17 protein-coding genes and 1 tRNA gene are annotated in these 18,438 nt (G+C 64.5%); 4 read left to right on the top strand and 14 right to left on the bottom strand.

Annotated features, from left to right (window positions below; genetic code table 11):
- Window positions 1-41 precede the first annotated feature (41 nt).
- A complete protein-coding gene (locus tag E3T38_RS15820; RefSeq protein ID WP_134549056.1) occupies window positions 42-653 on the bottom strand; it encodes a 50S ribosomal protein L25/general stress protein Ctc in 612 nt (203 codons plus the stop codon).
- Between the two features lie 280 nt (window positions 654-933).
- On the opposite strand from E3T38_RS15820, the gene E3T38_RS15815 reads away from it, so the two are divergent.
- Window positions 934-1,647: a FadR/GntR family transcriptional regulator gene (locus E3T38_RS15815; RefSeq protein ID WP_134549055.1), complete on the top strand. Its 714-nt coding sequence runs from the start codon at window positions 934-936 to the stop codon at window positions 1,645-1,647.
- Between the two features lie 30 nt (window positions 1,648-1,677).
- Here the strand turns inward: E3T38_RS15815 and E3T38_RS15810 are convergent, their stop codons facing one another.
- Entirely contained in the window at window positions 1,678-3,078 is a 1,401-nt protein-coding gene (locus E3T38_RS15810; RefSeq protein ID WP_174775260.1) for a GntP family permease, read from the bottom strand.
- Complete coding sequence (locus tag E3T38_RS15805) at window positions 3,078-3,590, bottom strand: gluconokinase (protein WP_241984516.1); 513 nt, start codon at window positions 3,588-3,590, stop codon at window positions 3,078-3,080. The genes E3T38_RS15810 and E3T38_RS15805 overlap by 1 nt, the downstream gene beginning before the upstream one ends.
- A gap of 197 nt (window positions 3,591-3,787) precedes the next feature.
- Between E3T38_RS15805 and gndA the strand changes: the two genes are divergently transcribed.
- Both gndA and E3T38_RS15795 read left to right on the top strand, forming a co-directional pair.
- A complete protein-coding gene (gene gndA, locus E3T38_RS15800) occupies window positions 3,788-5,245 on the top strand; it encodes an NADP-dependent phosphogluconate dehydrogenase (RefSeq protein WP_134549053.1) in 1,458 nt (485 codons plus the stop codon).
- A 117-nt stretch (window positions 5,246-5,362) separates the two neighbouring features.
- On the top strand, window positions 5,363-5,728 hold the full coding sequence (locus tag E3T38_RS15795; protein WP_134549052.1) for a hypothetical protein: 366 nt from the start codon (window positions 5,363-5,365) through the stop codon (window positions 5,726-5,728).
- 162 nt (window positions 5,729-5,890) lie between these two features.
- Here E3T38_RS15795 and E3T38_RS15790 read toward each other — a convergent pair whose 3' ends face one another.
- The 3 genes from E3T38_RS15790 to E3T38_RS15780 all read right to left on the bottom strand — a co-directional run bounded on the left by E3T38_RS15790 (window position 5,891) and on the right by E3T38_RS15780 (window position 8,427).
- Window positions 5,891-6,868 carry a ribose-phosphate diphosphokinase gene (locus E3T38_RS15790; RefSeq protein WP_104126992.1) on the bottom strand — a complete coding sequence of 326 codons (978 nt, stop codon included), beginning with the start codon at window positions 6,866-6,868 and terminating at the stop codon, window positions 5,891-5,893.
- Window positions 6,869-8,320: a bifunctional UDP-N-acetylglucosamine diphosphorylase/glucosamine-1-phosphate N-acetyltransferase GlmU gene (gene glmU, locus E3T38_RS15785; RefSeq protein ID WP_134549051.1), complete on the bottom strand. Its 1,452-nt coding sequence runs from the start codon at window positions 8,318-8,320 to the stop codon at window positions 6,869-6,871.
- A gap of 35 nt (window positions 8,321-8,355) precedes the next feature.
- Window positions 8,356-8,427: transfer RNA gene (locus E3T38_RS15780), tRNA-Gln, on the bottom strand.
- Between the two features lie 121 nt (window positions 8,428-8,548).
- Here E3T38_RS15780 and E3T38_RS15775 point away from each other — a divergent pair.
- The gene (locus tag E3T38_RS15775; protein ID WP_104126994.1) at window positions 8,549-9,040 is read left to right on the top strand and encodes a MarR family winged helix-turn-helix transcriptional regulator; all 492 of its coding nucleotides are present in this window, start codon (window positions 8,549-8,551) and stop codon (window positions 9,038-9,040) included.
- Between the two features lie 6 nt (window positions 9,041-9,046).
- On the opposite strand, the gene E3T38_RS15770 is transcribed toward E3T38_RS15775, so the two are convergent.
- The 8 genes from E3T38_RS15770 to metG all read right to left on the bottom strand — a co-directional run bounded on the left by E3T38_RS15770 (window position 9,047) and on the right by metG (window position 18,433).
- Complete coding sequence (locus tag E3T38_RS15770; protein ID WP_104199384.1) at window positions 9,047-9,706, bottom strand: methionine ABC transporter permease; 660 nt, start codon at window positions 9,704-9,706, stop codon at window positions 9,047-9,049.
- Between the two features lies 1 nt (window position 9,707).
- A complete protein-coding gene (locus tag E3T38_RS15765) occupies window positions 9,708-10,736 on the bottom strand; it encodes a methionine ABC transporter ATP-binding protein (protein WP_134549050.1) in 1,029 nt (342 codons plus the stop codon).
- A 131-nt stretch (window positions 10,737-10,867) separates the two neighbouring features.
- Window positions 10,868-11,758 (bottom strand): MetQ/NlpA family ABC transporter substrate-binding protein, encoded by an 891-nt coding sequence (locus tag E3T38_RS15760; RefSeq protein WP_134549049.1) that lies wholly within the window; start codon window positions 11,756-11,758, stop codon window positions 10,868-10,870.
- 199 nt (window positions 11,759-11,957) lie between these two features.
- Complete coding sequence (locus tag E3T38_RS15755) at window positions 11,958-13,751, bottom strand: ABC-F family ATP-binding cassette domain-containing protein (protein ID WP_134549048.1); 1,794 nt, start codon at window positions 13,749-13,751, stop codon at window positions 11,958-11,960.
- 145 nt (window positions 13,752-13,896) lie between these two features.
- Window positions 13,897-14,829: a 4-(cytidine 5'-diphospho)-2-C-methyl-D-erythritol kinase gene (locus E3T38_RS15750; RefSeq protein ID WP_134549107.1), complete on the bottom strand. Its 933-nt coding sequence runs from the start codon at window positions 14,827-14,829 to the stop codon at window positions 13,897-13,899.
- 184 nt (window positions 14,830-15,013) lie between these two features.
- Window positions 15,014-15,889, bottom strand: coding sequence for a 16S rRNA (adenine(1518)-N(6)/adenine(1519)-N(6))-dimethyltransferase RsmA (gene rsmA, locus E3T38_RS15745; protein WP_134549047.1), 876 nt, complete (start codon window positions 15,887-15,889; stop codon window positions 15,014-15,016).
- Entirely contained in the window at window positions 15,886-16,869 is a 984-nt protein-coding gene (locus E3T38_RS15740; RefSeq protein ID WP_134549046.1) for a TatD family hydrolase, read from the bottom strand. The genes rsmA and E3T38_RS15740 overlap by 4 nt, the downstream gene beginning before the upstream one ends.
- A complete protein-coding gene (metG, locus tag E3T38_RS15735) occupies window positions 16,862-18,433 on the bottom strand; it encodes a methionine--tRNA ligase (RefSeq protein WP_134549045.1) in 1,572 nt (523 codons plus the stop codon). The genes E3T38_RS15740 and metG overlap by 8 nt, the downstream gene beginning before the upstream one ends.
- Window positions 18,434-18,438: the final 5 nt, after the last annotated feature.

Raw genomic sequence — 18,438 nt, 5'->3', positions numbered from 1 at the left:
GGGGTGAAAGCCCAGACGGAACCAGTTGATGAGTGCTACTACTACGCGCCGGGCGTGGCGGCCGGGGTTCCGGCCGTGATGACCTCGGTCTCGGCTTCTTCCTCGTCCTCGCCGCGCGGGGTGTGGACGTAGGCGACGAGGGCGTCTTCATCAGAGATCAGCACAGCGCCGCTGGGCAGCGGAACGTCCTTGGCGTGAATCTGGGCGCCGTCTTCGAGGCCCTCGATCGACACGGTGACGTTCTCGGGGATGTCGGTCGCTTCGACCTCGAGCAGCAGGGTCTTGGTATCGAAGTCGGCGATCGTGCCGGGGAAGGACTCGCCCGACATGTGCACCTGAACTTCAACCTGAACCTTTTCGCCCTTGCGCACGACGACCAGGTCGATGTGCTCGATGATGGCCTTCACCGGGTCCTTCTGCACGTCCTTGACCAGAACGAGCTGCTTGGCACCGGCAATGTCGAGCTCGAGGATCATGTTGGCGCGACGCAGCAGCAAAGCGATGCGGTGGGCCGGCAGCGACACGTGCACCGGCTCGGTGCCGTGGCCGTAGATGACGGCAGGAATCTTGCCGAGCACGCGCAGCTTGCGGGCCGCGCCCTTGCCAAAGCTTTCGCGCGGTTCGGCGACGACAGCGGTAACTTCTCTAGCCATGGTATTTCTCCTTGCGGGGCGTGAGCCCAGGTTGTGGTTCGCGGGTGGAAGCCCGAGAAAGAGGGGTACTGATTCAACTCGAACGCATGTCAGCGTGAGGAAAAGCCCAAGGCCTCGTCCGCCGCGTCGATCACGGATGCCGCCGGTCCAATTGTCTGGCCCGGCAGAATCCCTCGCCGAAGTTCGTCTTCAAGCCTACACCGTTCGGGCCGGTGCTGCACCCCGGGCGTGTCGCGCGCTGCGGCTGCGGCTGCGACTCGGCAGACGTTAGGGTCGGAGAATGTCATCGAGCCTGCACAACCGCGTGATCGACGCGGTGGGCACCCATATCGTCGACGGCCACACGCCCGCCGGAACGGTCATGCTCTCGGAGCAGATCGAGCGCACCCAGGGGGTCAGTCGATCGGTCGTGCGCGAGGCGATACGCGTGCTCGCTGCGATGGGCCTGGTCGAGTCGGTCAAGCGCGTCGGAATTCGGGTGCGTCCGCAGTCAGGATGGAATGCGTTCGACCCGGTACTCATCCGCTGGCGTTTGGCTGGAGCGGGCCGGGGCGCGCAGTTGCGCTCGCTCACCGAGCTGCGGGCCTCCGTCGAGCCGATGGCCGCCGAGTTGGCCGCCCAACACTGCCCGCAGGCGATGTCGGGCGAACTCATGACCGTGGCGGCGCAGATGCGCACGGTGGGACGTTCCGGTGACCTCGAACGATTTCTGGCTCTGGACATCCATTTTCACCGCCTTGTGCTGCACGGATCAGGAAACGAAATGTTCGCCAAGCTCGACGAGGTGATCGCGGCCGTGCTCTCGGGGCGCACCGGCCTCGGCCTCATGCCTGCCCACCCGCACGAAACCGCGCTGCAGTGGCACGTCGACGTGGCAGACGCCATTCAGGGCGGCCACCCCGTGCGTGCCCGCGAGTCGATGGAACTGATCATGCGGCGCACCATCGCCGAAGTGGAAGAGTCCTGGGTGCACACTGCCCGCATTTTCTTCTAGCGCGGGCGGGCACCGCGCGAACCGATCAGGTTACAGCAGGCTGGCCAGGAGGTAGATGGCCGCGGCAATCGTGAAGCCAACGATTCCGACGAGGGCCTGACCGACCGTCCAGGTCTTGAGCGTGGTTTTAGTGTCCATACCAAAGAAGCGGCTGACCAGCCAGAAGCCGGAATCGTTGACGTGCCCAGCGAAAACCGACCCGGCGGCGAGGGCCAGCACGATGGCGGCGAGTTCGACCGGGTTGAACGCGGGGCTGCCCATCACGACCGGCTGCAGAAGCGCCGCTGTGGTGGTCAGGGCCACCGTGGCCGACCCCTGCGCGATGCGCACAAGTGCGGCGATCACAAAACCGGCCACGATGACGGGCAGACCGATTGCGTCAAGCGATTCGGCCAAGGCAGTGCCGATGCCGCTGGCGCGGAGCACGCCGCCGAACATTCCGCCGGCGCCGGTGATGAGGATGACGGCTGAGACCGGGCCGAGCGCGCTGTCCACAACGGATTCTACGAGGGTGGCCGACTTGCGTTTTTTCCAGCCCAGCAGGGCCATGGCAAGCACCACGGTGATGAGCAGGGCGACCGGGGTCTCGCCGATGGCACGCAGGACCTGCACCCAGGCATCGTCAAGGGAGACGAGCCCGGCGGTTGCCGCCATGTTCAGACCGGTGTTGAGAAAGATCAGTCCGATCGGCAGCAGGAGCAGCGTCATGATGATGCCGACGCGGGGCGCGGAGGCGAACTCGGTGAAGTCACCGGTGCTGCCGCGCAGTATGGCCGGCACGGGAATGTCGTACTTGCGACCGACATACCCACCGAACAGGTGGCCGACGACGTACCAGGTGGGCAGAGCGACCAGAAGACCGAAGATCAAAACGAGTCCCACGTCGGCACCGAGCAGGCCGGTCGCCGCGACGGGCCCCGGGTGCGGTGGCACGAAGATGTGCATCACCGAGAAAGCCACGGCCGACGGAAACGCATAGCCGAGGAACGATCCGCCGAGGCGACGGGCGACGGCGAAGATGATCGGCAGCATGACGACCAGGCCGGCGTCGAAAAAGATCGGAAAACCGAGCATAAGCGACGCAACGGCGAGTGCGATCGGCGCGCGCCGTTCTCCAAACCTGGTGATCAGGGCATCCGTCAGCACCTGCGCTCCACCGCTGGTTTCCAGCATTCGGCCAAGCATGGCACCCAGGCCGACGAGCAGGGCGACCCCGGCCAGGGTGCCGCCGAAGCCTTCAAGCAGGGTGGGCATGAGACGGGCGGTCGGAATTCCGGTGGCGACCGCGGTCAGCAGACTCACGATGATCAGCGACAGGAACGCGTGCACCTTGAACTTCATAATGAGCACGAGGAGCACCGCGATCGCGCCGGCGGCAACACCGAGCAAAGCGGGGGTGCCGAGCACCCAGTTCATTTCAAGATCGGTCATCAGTGAGCTATCCCTTTGTGGATCAAGCCGACGAGTTCGTCGGGGGTGTGGATGAGGTCGACGCGGAGTCCCGCTTCGTCGGCCGCGAGAGGTTCGAGCGTCGCAAATTGCGAGTCGAGCAGTCCGGGTGGCATGTATTCGTGGTTGCGGTGGGTGAGGCGCTCGGCGATGAGCTCCCGGCTGCCGTAAAGCTCGACGAAGACGAGCGTCGGCACGAAGGCGCGCAGAAGATCGCGGTAGCTGCGCTTGAGGGCGGAGCAGGCGACGACAACGGGTTCACCCTGGGCAACGGCATTCGCTATCGTCTCGGCGATGCGGGTGAGCCACGGCAGGCGATCCTCATCGGTAAGCGGATGCCCGGACGCCATCTTGGTACGCGCGGCCACGCTGTGCAGGTCGTCACCGTCGAGAAAACGCAGGCCGCGGGCCTGCGCCAGGGCGAGGCCGACAGTGGACTTACCACAGCCCTGAACACCCATCACGACGACGGGAATGTGAAAGTGATCAGGCATGGTGTTCCTCCGACGGCCGCTGCTTCATTACATCGGATCACGGCGCGACGAGCACGCATTAAATCTGATTACAACTATCAAGCTAACATTTATATCTGTTTCTTTGAAATCGTGCGTATCCCCCCTTTGTGGGACCATTCAGGCCCATGCGCTAAACTCGTAGATGGTCTGTTCAACGCAGCCCCGAAGGAGAAAACGTGTCAGAGTCACGGCAAGCACAGGCAAATATCGGTGTCGTCGGTCTGGCGGTGATGGGTTCCAACCTGGCCCGCAACCTCGCCGGCCGCGAAGGAAACACGGTCGCGGTCTACAACCGTTCCCCCGAACGCACCCGTTTACTCACGACAGAACACCCCGAGGCGAATTTTGTCGCCTCCGAGAACATCGCCGATTTCGTCGCCTCGCTGACCAAGCCGCGCACCGCCATCATCATGGTGCAGGCCGGACGCGGAACCGACGCCGTCATCTCTCAGCTCTCTGAGCTGTTCGAACCCGGCGACATCATCGTCGACGGCGGCAACGCCGACTTCACCGACACCATCCGTCGCGAAAAAGAGCAAAGCGCCAAAAGCATAAACTTCGTCGGCGCCGGTATCTCCGGTGGCGAAGAGGGCGCCCTCAACGGCCCGAGCATCATGCCCGGCGGCTCGGTCGAGGCGTACAAGACCCTCGGACCCATTCTTGAATCCATCGCCGCCGTCGTCGACGGCGTGCCCTGCGTCACCCACATCGGCACCGACGGCGCCGGCCACTTCGTCAAGATGATCCACAACGGCATCGAATACGCCGACATGCAGCTCATCGCCGAGGCCTACGACCTGCTGCGCAAGGTCGGCGGGCACTCCCCCGAAGCCATCGCCGATATCTTCACGGACTGGAACGACGGGGAGCTCAACAGCTACCTGATCGAAATCACCGCGGAGATTCTGCGCCAGGTCGACGCCAAAACCGGCCAGCCGTTCATCGACGTCGTGCTCGACGAGGCCGGCTCCAAAGGAACCGGGGTCTGGACTGTGCAGAATTCCCTCGACCTCGGCGTTCCGGTCGGTGGCATCGCCGAGGCGGTTTTCGCTCGCGCCGTCTCAAGCCACCCCGAGCAGCGCGGACCGGTGCGTGCCAGCATCACCGCACGGCCCGAAATCGCCGTCGTCGGCCACACCTTCCAGGAAGACGTGCGCCAGGCGCTCTACGCGTCGAAGATCGTCGCTTACGCGCAAGGTTTCGACGCGATCATCGCTGGGGCGACCAAGTACAACTGGAACATCGACAAGGGCGCCATCGCTACCATCTGGCGTGGCGGTTGCATCATTCGCGCCCAGTTCCTCAACCGCATCGTGACCGCCTACGATAACGACCCGTCGATCTCGAGCCTGCTTGTCGACCCGTACTTCGCCGAGGCCGTCGCCGCCGGTGAGGCAGCCTGGCGCCGCGTCGTCTCGACCGCCGCGCTCTCGGGCATCCCGGTTCCCGGCTTCGGTGCCAGCCTGAGCTACTTCGACTCGCTTGCAAGTGAGCGGCTTCCCGCCGCTTTGGTGCAGGGACAGCGCGACTTCTTCGGAGCGCACACCTATCACCGAGTCGACATGCCCGGAACCTTCCACACCCTGTGGTCCGGCGACCGCACCGAGATCGTCACTGAGGCGTCCACGCACTGACCGTCCGTGTTGCCGGCCGGCAGCATCCGCTCACCCCCGTCGGGCAGAGCGGATGCCACCGGCCGGCTTGGGTTAACCAGTCACTTCACACGAGGGTCTGGAAGAATGACACTACTTATGACTGATGATCACCCCGAGCTTTCCGGCTACGAGCCGAACGATAACTACCGCCCGCTGCGCGGCAAACATTTCGCGTCCATTTTGAGGATCGTCGTCGTGCTCGGGTTGATCGCCCTGATTGTGCCGGGCATACTCACCACCATGCGGGTCGCCTCCGGCACTGCCGCCAACGCCTGTGCGACCGCAGTCGCCCAGTATTATCCCTTTGCGGTCGACTTCGACGCTCGCTTCGACCTAGCCGGTCCCGGCGGCTTCGGCTGGCAGTGCTACGCCGTCGACCAGAACGAGCGCGACACCTTCGTGACACCGCTCGGGATCATTCCCTCCGCTCCGCGCCAGATCACTCCGGGCACCCCCTCGTAGCGACCTTTCATCTTCGTCGGCGCCATCGAGCCGTGGCTTTCGACGGGTCCGCACCGATGGGTCGTGCAGTTCGGTCTTTCGACGCGGTGAGATTAGAAGAGGCGATGGCCGTAGCCACCGCCTCCCTACTTCAGCCGCGTACGTGGCCGCGTGAGCTACGCCCTATGCGGCACCGTCGAACATCGAGGTGACCGAACCCTCATCAAAGACCTCGTGGATAGCGCGAGCCAGCAGTGGCGCGATCGGCAGCACGGTGAGGGTTGGGAAGCGCTTCTCCGGCGGGATCGGTAGCGTGTCGGTGACGACGACGGCGCTGATGGCCGGGTTCTGCAGCATGTCTACGGCCGGGTCGCTGAACACGGCGTGGGTGGCGGCGACGACGACGCCGATGGCGCCAGCCTCGCGCAGGGCCTCGGCGGCCAAGGCAATGGTGCGACCGGTATCGATCATGTCGTCGACAATGAGGCAGACGCGACCGCTCACCTGGCCGACGATCTCGTGCACGGAGACCTGATTGGGAACGAGCGGGTCTCGTCGCTTGTGGATGATGGCGAGCGGCACACCGAGCCGGTCACTCCAGATATCGGCGACGCGCACGCGGCCCATGTCGGGCGAAACCACGGTGAGGGTGGCCGGGTCGAGCTTCTCGCGAAAGTGCTCCAAGAGCACCGGCATGGCGAACAGGTGGTCGACGGGACCGTCGAAGAAGCCCTGGATCTGGGCGGCGTGCAAGTCGATCGACATGATGCGATCGGCGCCGGCGACCTTGAACAGGTCGGCGACCAGGCGAGCCGAGATCGGCTCGCGACCGCGACCTTTCTTGTCCTGCCGGGCGTAGGGGTAGAACGGTGCGACGACGGTGATGCGCTTGGCGGAAGCCCGCTTGAGCGCGTCGACCATGATGAGCTGTTCCATCAGCCACTCGTTGATCGGCGCGGTGTGGGACTGGATGACGAACGCATCCGAGCCGCGCACGCTCTCGTCGAACCGGGCATACAGTTCGCCGTTGGCGAAGGTGCGTGCATCGGTGTGGAGCAGCTCTGAACCAAGCTCCGTGGCAATGTCGAGAGCGAGCTGCGGGTGCGCTCGCCCCGATACCAGTACGAGTCGTTTGTCGCCACTGGACTTAATTTCCGACACTTATTCTCCAGTCTTTTCGCTGCTTGTGGGGCGCAGACTTGCTGCCGCCGCTGTATCCGCGGCTGTGCCCGGACGGTTGACGTGAACCCAGCCGTCCATGTTGCGTTGCGGCGCCACGTTGATGGCCAGTGCGCCGGCCGGAACGCTCTTGCGAACGACTGTGCCAGCCCCCGTGTACGCCCCGTCCCCAATTGTAATCGGCGCGACGAACACGTTGTGCGACCCGGTGCGCACGTGCGAGCCGATCGCCGAGTGGTGTTTGGCCACGCCGTCATAGTTGGCGAAGATTGTTCCGGCACCGATGTTCGACCCCACGCCAACCGTGGCATCGCCCACGTAGCTCAGATGGGGCACCTTGCTGCCGGCGCCGATCTGCGCGTTCTTGGTCTCGACGAAGGCTCCGATTTTACCGTCGGCGCCGAGTACGGTGTTCGGGCGCAGGTACGAGAATGGCCCGACAGACGCCCGAGCCTCGATCACCGCGAGGGTCGCGTCAGTGCGATTCACGCGGGCGCCTTCGCCGATCTCGCAGTCGCGCAGGGTGGTGTCGGGTCCGATGATGGCGCCAGATGCCACCACTGTGGCCCCGATGATCTGGGTGCCGGGCAGCACCGTGACGTCGGCCGCGAGCACGGCTTTCAGGTCGATCCAGGTGGTGGCCGGGTCTTGCACGGTCACGCCGGCGAGCTGCCAGCCGCGCACGATCAGGGCGTTGAGCTTCTGGGCGGTGTCGCCCAGCTGGGCGCGGTCGTTGATGCCGGCCACGATCCAGGCGTCGGCGACGGGAACGGCGCTCACCTCGGAGCCGGCCCGGCGCAGCAGTTCGATCACATCGGTGAGGTATTTCTCACCCTGCGCGTTCGCGGTGGTCAGCTGCGCCAACTGCACGCGCAGCGCGGCCAGGCCGAACAGGTAGACGCCCGCGTTGATCTCGGTGACGGCCAGTTCGGCATCCGTCGCATCTTTTTGCTCGACGATGCGGTCGAACGCACCCTCGACCGAGCGGATGATGCGCCCATAGCCGGTCGCATCGTCCGGGTAGGCGGACAGCACGGTTCCCGCCGCTGCGCCCTTGCGGTGGGAGGCGATGAACGAGGCGAGGGTTGCAGCGTTCAGCAACGGCACGTCGCCGTTGATGACGAGCACGTCACCGTCGAAATCATCGGGAAGCGCGGCGACGGCCTGTTCGACGGCGCGGCCGGTGCCGGGAATCTCATCCTGATCGACGATGGTACTTCCCGGCAGGTCTTCGGCCACGACGGCGGCGAGCAGGTCACGTTCGTGCCGCACGACGGTCACGACATGCGCGGCATCGAGGGCGCGCGCGGTGGCCAGCACATGGCTGACGATCGGCACTCCGGCGAGCGGATGCAGCAGCTTCGGCAGGCTGGACTTCATGCGGGTGCCCTGGCCGGCGGCCAACACGATGATGGCGAGGCGGGCGTCTGTCACAGGTTTCCTAACGCATTCGGGAGAGAAAGTGAGGGCTCCGCCACCAGGATTCGAACCTGGACCGAACAACTCCAAAGGTTGCCGTGCTGCCGTTACACTATGGCGGACCATGCCGGCCGGAGCCAGCAACCAGTCAAGTCTGCCAGATTCTGGCGGTCCGCGACGCCGCTGGCACCCTCTCGGGGCTTCTGCGCGAAGAAACCCCCGGAAAAGCGGGATAATGGAGCAATGCCTGGCCATGATGAAGTCGACCGAATCGTCGATTCGTGGCTGCGTGAACGGCCCGATCTTGATTTTGCGCCGCTGCAGGTACTCAGCCGAGTCGCTCGATTGTCCAAGCACCTCGACCGGGCCCGTCGCACGGCCTTCTCCCGCTCCGAGCTCGCGTCGTGGGAGTTCGATGTGCTCTCGGCGCTGCGCCGCGCGGGAACCCCCTACGAGCTGAGCCCGAAAGCCCTTTTGCAGCAGACACTTGTTTCCAGCGGCACCATGACTAACCGCATCGACCGTCTCGTCGACCGCGATCTGGTCAAGCGCCGCTCTGCGCCCAACGACGGCCGCGGCATCCTCGTGGGCATGACCCCGGCCGGTCTGACCCGTGTGGATGCCGCCATCACCCGGCTCGTCGACGCCGAGGCCGAGCTGCTCGACACCCTCTCGGTGACCGATCAGGACCGGCTGGCCGGCCTGCTGCGCAAGCTCAGCCTCGACTTCGACTAGCCACCGCTACCGGCGAAGGGCCTTGCGCGCGAGGTAGTTACCGAAGAACTGCACGAACTGCACCAGCACGATGATCAGCAGCACGGCCGCCCAGGTCACGATGGGGTTGAACTGGCGGTAGCCGTAGAGCAGCGCGAAATTACCGAGGCCTCCGCCACCGACGTAACCGGCAACGGCCGACATATCCACCAGCGCGACAAAGATGAACGTATAGCCGAGAATCAGCGGCCCGAGCGCCTCGGGGAGCAATACCGTGAAGATGATACGAATCGGCCCGGCACCGACACTGCGCGCGGCGTCGATCACGCCGGGCGTCACGGTGAGCAGGTTCTGCTCCACGATGCGAGCCATGGCGAAGGATGCTGCGAGAGCGATCGTGAAGATGATCGCGTTGTTGCCGATGCCGCTGCCAGTGACGGCCCGGGCCAGCGGTTGCGCCGCGGCCAGAAAGATGATGAACGGAATCGGGCGAATGAAGTTGACCAACAGATTGAGCACGAAGAACAACGGCTTGTTCTCCAGGATGCTGCCGGCTCGGGTCAGGTAGAGCCCGAGACCCACCAGTAGTCCGCCGAGACCACCGAAGAACAGGGTCATCGCGACGATATACAGGGTCTCGTAGGTCGCTGTCCACAGTTCGGGCAGCAGGTCGATGAGTGCATCCATATCAGCGCACCTCCGTGACGGTCGTGAGCGTTCGAATGTGGGCGAGTACCTGGTCGATGACCGGATCGACGCCGGAAAGAGCGAGCGTGAGATGCCCGAACGGGCGCCCCTGGATCTCATTGATGCCGCCGTAGACGACCTCGAACGCCACTCCGGCCCGTGAGAGCTCACCGAAAACGGCCGTCTGGTCAACCGCGCTGTCGCGGAAGGCGAGCGTCACGATGCGGCCCGTGTGCCGCTCGCGCAGCACGGCGAGTTCGGCCGCAGACGGTACCCCCTTGACCACGGTCGAGACGAAGCGAGCGGATGCCGCGGCTTGCGGGTTCGAGAACACGTCAAAGACCGGTCCGCGCTCGATGACCCGGCCCTGGTCCATCACGGCGACCTTGGTCGCGATGGTCTGGATGACGTCCATTTCGTGGGTGATCACGATAATGGTGACCCCGAATTCCGCATTCACCCGTTTCAGCAGCGCGAGCACCTCGTGCGTCGTCTCCGGATCGAGGGCGCTCGTGGCTTCGTCAGCGAGCAGGATGCTCGGCTGGGTGGCGAGGGCGCGGGCGATGCCCACCCGCTGCTTCTGGCCTCCGGAAAGCTGGTCGGGAAACGACTTGGCCTTATCAGAAAGGCCCACAAAGTCGAGCAGTTCCGCCACCCGGGCGGCGCGCTGCTTTTTGGGATACCCGGCCACTTCGAGCGGATAGGCCACGTTGCGGGCCACGGTGCGAGAGCCGAGCAGGTTGAACTGCTGAAAAATCATGCCGATGCCGAGGCGCACCTCGCGCAGGGCGCGCTCCGGCAGCACGGCGATGTTCTGCCCGTTCACGATGATCTCGCCGCTCGTTGAATGTTCGAGAGCATTCACGAGTCGCACAAGTGTGCTTTTACCGGCACCGGAATATCCGATGATCCCATAGATGTCGCCGGCCTCCACGTCGAGACTGACCGAGTCGATCGCCGTGACGCTCGGTGCACCCTTACTCACGGGCGGGTACACCTTGCTGACATTCCTCAGGCTTACTAGAGCCATCCGTTGTTCCTCAAAAACCTTCTTGTTACTGATATGTCGTAATTTCGTGCCGGGAACACGAACGAACAGTCTCGGCTACTGACCGTAAATCTCAGAAAAAACCGAAACTGCTCACGCGGTGAAGCTGAAGCTTACTTCTGAGCCTTAGTGTCTGCCTCGACCATGACGCGCGATGCTTCAAGCTCGGAAACGGGGGTCGTCAACAGCACAGCCGTGTCGCCGGAAGCTTCGCGAACGCCATCCTGAACGGCCTTCGTGGTCTGGTAAATCTCGACGAGCTTCTGGTACGTCGCGTTGTCTTTGTCCTCGGCGCGCGCGGCAAAGACGTTGGCATAGGGCACGGATTTGGCATCGGCCGGATCGTCCTGAGCGATGGCGTCCGAGAAACTGAGCCCGGCCTTTCCAACAAACTCGTTGTTGACGATCGCGGCGGCGACGTCGGGCAGCGAGGCCGTCGTGAGCGACGCGTCGAGAGCCGTCACCTTCACCCGTGAGGCAGCGGTGTCGATATCGTCGAGCGACGACGAAATCGTGCCGCCATCGGTGAGCTCGATCAGACCGGCTGACTGGAGTACGACGAGGGCGCGGGCCATGTTGCTCTCGTCATTGGGCACGGCGACCGTGTCGCCCTTTTGAATCTCTTCGACGCTGGTGTACTGCGTGGAGTAGAGACCCAGCGGGTAGATTGCTGTGGCGCCGATTGCCGAGAGGTCCTGGCTGCTCGCCACGTTGTAGTTGGCGAGGTAGACGATGGTCTGAAATTGATTGAGGTCGATTTCGCCGGCGGTCAGGGCGGGGTTCGGCTGCGCGTAGGTGGCGAAGTTGACCAGGTCGACCGTGATCCCCGCGTCGGCTGCAGCTTCCTTGAACACGCCCCAGTACGGTTCGCTCTCGTCGACGACACCGATTTTCACGACATCTTCATCACCAGCAGCGCCTGCACACCCGGCCAGCAGTGCCGCAAGCGGCAGAATCGCTAGTGCGGCCAATACGGACTTCTTGAGGGAACGTGGCTTGTTCATGGAGGTTCTCTTTCGCTGTGTGAATTCCCCGAGAGCGCCGATGGCGATTATGGGCACAGCGATTATTTGGGCACAGATCAACCGTGGGTATTGGGGGTGGGGGTCTGTGCCGCAGCTCTGCGAGGCACTTACTAACGATACGTGCCGAAGCTGCGACGCGTGGGCCGTTCCGACACACTGCGTCACAGCTTCTGCGACGCTAGCTCTCGATCAGCTCAGTAAGTTCGACCCAGCGCGTTTCGAGCGTGGCGATGGTCTCTTCGAGTTCGGTCAGCTTCACGCCGAGCTCGCTGAGACCGGCAAAATCGGACTGGTCGTGGGTGGCGAGTTTCTCATGCTTCTGGGCGATGCGCTCCTGCAGCTTGACCACCTTGCGGTCGATCGATCCGAGCTCCTTCTGGGCGTTGCGCAGTTCAGCGCCGCCGAGGGTGGGGATCTTCTTGTGCGCGCCGGCGGCATCCGCGGGGGTTCCGGAAGCCGGGCCGGACACGGCTTTGCGGCGCACCTCGAGATATTGGTCAACGCCGCCGGGCAGGTGGCGAAAACCGCCGTCCATGACCGCGTACTGGTTGTCGGTGACGCGCTCGATGAGATACCGGTCGTGCGAAACCACCAGCAGGGTGCCGGGAAAGGAATCGAGCAGGTCTTCCATCGCGGCGAGCATGTCGGTGTCGAGGTCGTTGGTGGGCTCGTCGAGAATGAGCACGTTGGGTTCGTCGAGCACGATCAACAGCAGCTGCAGGCGACGCTTCTGACCACCGGACAGGTCCTTGACCTGGGTGGTGAGCTGGGCGCTGAGAAAGCCCATACGTTCGAGCATCTGCCCCGGCGTGATCTCCTTGCCACCGGCCATGTAACTGGTCTTCTGCCGGCCGATGACGTCGCTGACGCGGTCATTGCGAATCTCATCGAGTTCGAACAGCTGCTGGGTGAGCACGGCGACCTTGATGGTCTTGCCGCGCTTCACGTGGCCGGTCGTAGGCTGCAGGGTGCCAGCCACCAGGTTCAGCAGGGTGGACTTGCCGGCACCGTTGACGCCCATGATGCCGGTGCGCTCCCCCGGCGCGATGCGCCAGGTGATGTCATTGAGAACGGTCTTCTCACCGAACTTCACGCCGATGTCGATGAGGTCGACGACGTCCTTGCCGAGGCGCTGCATGGCCATGGACTGCATCGAGACGGTGTCGCGGGGCGGCGGCTCGTTTTCGATCAGCACGTTCGCGGCATCGATGCGGAACTTGGGCTTCGCGGTGCGGGCCGGGGCGCCGCGGCGCAGCCAGGCCAGTTCCTTCTTCATGAGGTTCTGGCGCTTGGATTCGACGACGGAACTCATGCGGTCGCGCTCCACACGCTGAAGGATGTAGGCGGCGTAGCCACCCTCGAAGGGCTCAATGAGGCGGTCGTGCACCTCCCAGGTGATGTTGCAGACCTCGTCGAGGAACCACCGGTCGTGGGTGACGACCACGAGCCCGCCGCTCTGCGCGGCCCAACGCGTCTTGAGGTGGCCGGCGAGCCAGGAAATGCCCTCTACGTCGAGGTGGTTGGTGGGCTCGTCCAGAAAGATCACGTCGTAGTCGCCGATGAGAACGGCAGCCAAGGCCACCCGGCGGCGCTGGCCACCGGAGAGGTCGTCGACGAGGGCATCCCACGGAATGTCGCGCACCAGGCCGCCGATGACGTCGCGCACCTTGGCGTCGCCCGCCCAGACGTGTTCCTCGATGCCGCCGACGATGGTGTGGCCGACGGTCTGGCCCGAGGCAAGGTCATCGGACTGGTCCAGCATTCCGATCGTGACACCGCGACGCCGCGTGACCCGCCCCTCATCGGGTTCCATACGGCCGGCCAGCAGGCGCATGAGGGTTGACTTGCCGTCGCCGTTCTTACCGACGACGCCGATGCGGTCGCCCTCGTTGAGGCCGGCAGTGACGCTGTCGAAGATGACGCGGGTGGGAAATTCGAGGTGCAGGGACTCAGCCCCGAGAAGATGTGCCATAGCCTCCAAGTTTACGGCACGGCCGCAGCCCCCGGATCAGCGAGCATAACTCCTGCAATTTGCCACCGTGCTTCGTAGCTCCCCCGAAATAACGCGGGCGTTTCGCCACTGTCCGGCAGATTGCAGGAGTTATGCCCGCAGGAGGCTAGTCGTTGATGAGGCGGGCGCCGTGCACCGGGCCGGTGGCGCGCACGACGCGCAAACGGCTGGCCGAGAGCGCGACCTGCAATTCGAGCGCGCTGTCGGCATCCGCTACCAAAAAAGCCACGGTCGGCCCTGAACCCGAGAGGATACCGGCGAGGGCGCCGTTTTCTTCGCCAAGCTGTAGCACCTTACCGAGGCCCGGGGCGAGGTGCAGCGCGGGGGCCTGCAGATCGTTATGCAGCACGTCGGCGAGCATATGCGGGTCGCCTGCTCGCAACGCCTGCAGCACGTTCGCGTCGACACTGGGCTGGTGTTCCGCCGGAAAGATGTCCTGGGCGTGGCGGTCGCGGTGCCGGTCGAGCTCATGAAACACCCCGGGAGTCGACATTCCAAAGTCGGCGAGGGCGAGCACCCATTGAAACTTGCCCTTGGCCAGTGCCGGGCTGAGCTGGTCGCCCCGGCCGGTACCGATGGCGGTGCCGCCGGTGAACGAGAACGGTACGTCGGCGCCGAGCGTGGTGGCAATGGCGAGGAGTTCGTCCTTGCTGGCGCTGGTGCCCCAGAGGGCGTCGCAGGCGAGCAGGGTAGCTGCGGCATCGGCCGAGCCACCGCCCATTCCGCCGGCGATCGGAACGTTCTTTTCAACCTCGAGGTGCACGCCGCCGCGGTAGCCGGCCTTGCGGGCAAGGGCCCGAGCAGCCTTGATAACAAGGTTGGTGCCGCCGACGGCGAGGCCGGAAGTATCGATGCTGCCGCTGAACTCGACGGAGAAGTCGGAGGCCGGGCTGGCCCTGACCTCTTCGAACAGCGAAACGGCCTGGTAGGCGGTCGCGAGGTCGTGGTAACCGTCTTCCATTACGGCGCCGACCTTGAGGAAGACGTTGACTTTGCCGGGGGCCCGCGCGTGCACAACGGTGGTACCGGCGGACGTCATCATGCTTTTAACTTAGCCCAGCCGCTCAGCCGCTAGCGACGCGGCAGTACCAGCAACGCCGATGCTGCCGCCTGAGCCCGCGCTATGTCGGCGTCCACGGCCAGACGCTGACGCGCCAGTGAAGTGGATGTTCGCCGCGCGACTTTCCCGCAGAAAACACGGCTGCCGAAGATAGAACTGTTTTCTAGTTCTCGGGCCAGACCCGGGCGATAGCGAGAAAGTCATGAACGGTGAGCTGCTCTCCCCGCGTCGTCGGGTCGATACCCGCCGCGCTCATCACGGCGGCCGCCGCCGCCGAGTCCCCGAGGACGACCGACAGGGATTGCCGCAGCATCTTGCGTCGCTGCTGAAAAGCCGCGTCGACAAGCGCGAAGGTCTTGAGCCGCAGTTCTTCGGATTCCAGCGGTGCCGCGCGGCGTTCGAAGGCGATCAGGATCGAATCAACGTTCGGAACTGGCCAGAATACCTGCCGGCTCACCTTGCCGGCGGTGCGGAAGTCGCCGTACCAGGCGGCTTTGACGCTCGGGCTTCCATAGATCTTGTTACCGGGCGGGGCAGCGAGACGTTCGCCGACCTCGGCCTGCACCATGACGACACCGGCTCGGATCGACGAGAAGTGTTCGAGCAGGTAGAGCAGCACCGGTACCGAGACGTTATAGGGCAGGTTGGCGACGAGCCGGGTGGGATCGCCGGGCAGCTCGGTGATCTTCAGGGCGTCGGCGCGAATGACGGTGAGCTGGGCGTCCGGCTGCATGAGTTCGACGGTCAGTGGCAACTGCTCGGCCAAGCGGTCGTCGATTTCGACGGCGACGACGCTCGCACCGATCTCGAGCATGCCGAGCGTGAGCGAGCCGAGGCCGGGGCCGACCTCGACGACGGTGTCACCGGGTGCGACGGCGGCGACCTTCACGATGCGCCGCACAGTATTGCCGTCGATGACGAAGTTCTGGCCGAGCTTCTTGGTCGGATTGACGCCGAGCATCTCGGCGAGGTCGCGAATCTCGGCGGGTCCGAGAAGGGTCTTGACGGGTTTCGCCTCCTCAGCGGTTCCGTCGGTCATGCGAGACGTCCAGGGGGGGCCTGGTCTGGGCGCGGAACATCATGGGCCGCGGTGACCGGCTCCGCATCCCAGCGACCGTAGACCAGCTCCGTGTTGGCGGTGATTTGAGCGGAGAGCAGGGAGACATCCGTTTCGAGGTGAGCGGCCATGCCGCGCAGCGTGTTGGGCAGCAGGTACGGCGCATTGGGGCGGCCGCGGTAGGGCAGCGGGGTGAGGAACGGGGCATCCGTTTCGACCAGCAGCAGGTTGCGCGGGGCGGCGGACAGGGCGGCCCGCAAGTTGTCGGCGTTTTTGAACGTGACATTACCGGCAAAGGACATGTACCAGCCTCGCGCGGCACAGATTCGGGCCATGTCGGCGTCGCCAGAGAAGCAGTGAAAGACGGTTCGTTCGGGGGCGCCGACCTTGAGCAGCGTTTCGATCACAGCCTCGTGGGCATCGCGGTCGTGAATCTGCAGCGCGAGGTTGTTCTTCTTGGCGATGCGAATATGCGCCTCAAAGGAGCGAAACTGGGCGGCGCGACCCGCTTCGGGAGTACGAAAGAAGTCAAGTCCGGTCTCGCCGACGGCGACCACGCGCGGCTGCCCGGCGAGTTCGTCGATCGCGGCGATGGCGTCGTCGAGGGTGCCGGCTTCTTCAAGAGCAGGCGCCTCGTTGGGGTGGATCGCGACGGCGGCGAGCATGCGCGGTTCGTTCAGTGCCGCGGCGGCCGACCAGCGTGAGGTTTCGACGTCGCCGCCGACCTGGATGACACCGCGAACGCCAACGCTCGAGGCGCGGTCGAGTTGTTCCCGATAGCTGAGCGGATACTCGCCGTCGGCGATCTCGAGATGGGTGTGGTTGTCGTAGACGGGCACCGTGAGCGGCTCCGGCAGTGGCGGGTAGCTCAGGTCGCGGCGTGCGGTGTTCTCGCGGCGGCGAATAGCGCTGCCGTAACCGTCGACGCCTCCGTCGAGCCCGGCCAGCGAGTCGCTAGCCATCGGTTGGCTCCACGATCGATTCGATGCGCGGGAACAGTGGTTCGAGCGGGCTCACCTGGGAGCCGCCTGCCCATTCCCAGGCTCGGTCGACGCGCTGGTCTGCGAGGGCGCCGTCGCCGCCGAGAGCGGTCCACAGTTTGGCGGTGGCGATGGGGATGACCGGCGAGAGCAGCACGGTGAGGGTGCCGAGTCCGCGTACGGCGGTGTGCAGCACTGTTTCCAGTCGCGCTCGCGTTTCGGAGCTCTTGGCGAGCGCCCACGGCTCCTGCAGGGTGATGTAGCCGTTGAGCTCATCGACGAGTTCCCACACGCTGGCCAGGGCGTCGTGGATGGCGAGGGTCTCGATGAAGGCACCAGCGGCATCCGTCACCCGCTTTTCGGTCGCCGCGATCGCAAGGTCGGCGGCCAAAAGCTCTCCGCCGACGGGCACGATGCCGTCGCAGTAGCGCACCACCATGGCGATCACGCGGGAGGCGAGGTTACCGAAGCCGTTGGCAAGCTCGGACTGGTACCGGGCCGAGAGGTCTTCCCAGCTGAACGAGCCGTCCTGGCCGAAGCTGATGGCGCGCATGAAGTAATAACGAAAGGCGTCGGAGCCGAACGTGTCGGTGATTTGGCTCGGGGCGATTCCGGTGAGCTTGGACTTGCTCATCTTCTCGCCGCCGACCAGTAGCCAGCCGTGGCCGAAAACCTGCTTGGGCACCTCGATGCCGGCGGCCATGAGCATGGCCGGCCAGATGACGGCATGAAAGCGCAGAATGTCCTTGCCGACGATGTGCGTGGCTGGCCAGCGGCTCGCGAACTCCTCATCGTTTTGACCGTAACCGGCTGCGGTGATGTAGTTCAGTAGAGCGTCGAACCAAACGTAGACGACGTGTGATTGGTCCCAGGGCACCTTGATGCCCCAGTCGAAGCTCGAGCGGGAGATCGACAGGTCGGAAAGGCCGCGCTTGACGAAGGACATGACCTCATTTCGCGCCGCCTCCGGCTGCACGAAATTGGGGTTTTCTTCGTACAAGGCAAGCAACCGGTCAGCGAAGGCGCTCATCTTGAAGAAGTAGTTCTTCTCGTGCAGCAGCTCGACCGGCTTGGAGTGGATCGCGCAGACCGGCTGGCCGACGTACTCCCCGGTGCCGTCGACCAGGTCGGTGGCCTGTTTGTACTCTTCGCACCCGACGCAGTAGTACCCCTCATACTCGCCGGTGTAGATGTGACCCTCATCGTGCAGGTGCTGGAGAAACTTCTGCGCGTTCACCTCGTGGCGTTCGTCAGTCGTGCGGATGAAGTCGTCGTTCTTGATATTGACGGTCTCCAGCAGCGGCTTCCAGGCGGTTTCAACCAAACGGTCGGCCCATTCCTTGGGCGTGACGCCGTTCGCGATCGCGGTGCGCAGAATCTTCTGGCCGTGTTCGTCGGTGCCGGTCAGTAGCCAGGCGTCGTCACCCGACTGCCGGTGCCAGCGCGCGAGTACGTCGGCCGCCACCTCCGTGTAGGCGTGCCCGATGTGCGGCACATCATTCACGTAGAAAATGGGCGTGGTGATGTAGAAAGAACCTGCGGACATGCGTT

Origin of the sequence: Cryobacterium sp. Hb1, assembly GCF_004403585.1 — a bacterium.
Taxonomy (GTDB): domain Bacteria; phylum Actinomycetota; class Actinomycetes; order Actinomycetales; family Microbacteriaceae; genus Cryobacterium; species Cryobacterium lyxosi.
This window is presented reverse-complemented; position numbering and strand designations above follow the sequence as displayed.

Coding starts and splice junctions, on each gene's coding strand:
- E3T38_RS15805 (WP_241984516.1), bottom strand. CDS start 3,590: ATGCCTGATCACTTTCACATTCCCGTCGTCGTGATGGGTGTTCAGGGC.
- E3T38_RS15815 (WP_134549055.1), top strand. CDS start 934: ATGTCATCGAGCCTGCACAACCGCGTGATCGACGCGGTGGGCACCCAT.
- E3T38_RS15765 (WP_134549050.1), bottom strand. CDS start 10,736: ATGGCTCTAGTAAGCCTGAGGAATGTCAGCAAGGTGTACCCGCCCGTG.
- E3T38_RS15770 (WP_104199384.1), bottom strand. CDS start 9,706: ATGGATGCACTCATCGACCTGCTGCCCGAACTGTGGACAGCGACCTAC.
- E3T38_RS15755 (WP_134549048.1), bottom strand. CDS start 13,751: ATGGCACATCTTCTCGGGGCTGAGTCCCTGCACCTCGAATTTCCCACC.
- E3T38_RS15740 (WP_134549046.1), bottom strand. CDS start 16,869: ATGGCTAGCGACTCGCTGGCCGGGCTCGACGGAGGCGTCGACGGTTAC.
- E3T38_RS15750 (WP_134549107.1), bottom strand. CDS start 14,829: ATGACGTCCGCCGGTACCACCGTTGTGCACGCGCGGGCCCCCGGCAAA.
- E3T38_RS15760 (WP_134549049.1), bottom strand. CDS start 11,758: ATGAACAAGCCACGTTCCCTCAAGAAGTCCGTATTGGCCGCACTAGCG.
- E3T38_RS15775 (WP_104126994.1), top strand. CDS start 8,549: ATGCCTGGCCATGATGAAGTCGACCGAATCGTCGATTCGTGGCTGCGT.
- rsmA (WP_134549047.1), bottom strand. CDS start 15,889: ATGACCGACGGAACCGCTGAGGAGGCGAAACCCGTCAAGACCCTTCTC.
- E3T38_RS15810 (WP_174775260.1), bottom strand. CDS start 3,078: ATGACCGATCTTGAAATGAACTGGGTGCTCGGCACCCCCGCTTTGCTC.
- E3T38_RS15795 (WP_134549052.1), top strand. CDS start 5,363: ATGACTGATGATCACCCCGAGCTTTCCGGCTACGAGCCGAACGATAAC.
- E3T38_RS15820 (WP_134549056.1), bottom strand. CDS start 653: ATGGCTAGAGAAGTTACCGCTGTCGTCGCCGAACCGCGCGAAAGCTTT.
- metG (WP_134549045.1), bottom strand. CDS start 18,433: ATGTCCGCAGGTTCTTTCTACATCACCACGCCCATTTTCTACGTGAAT.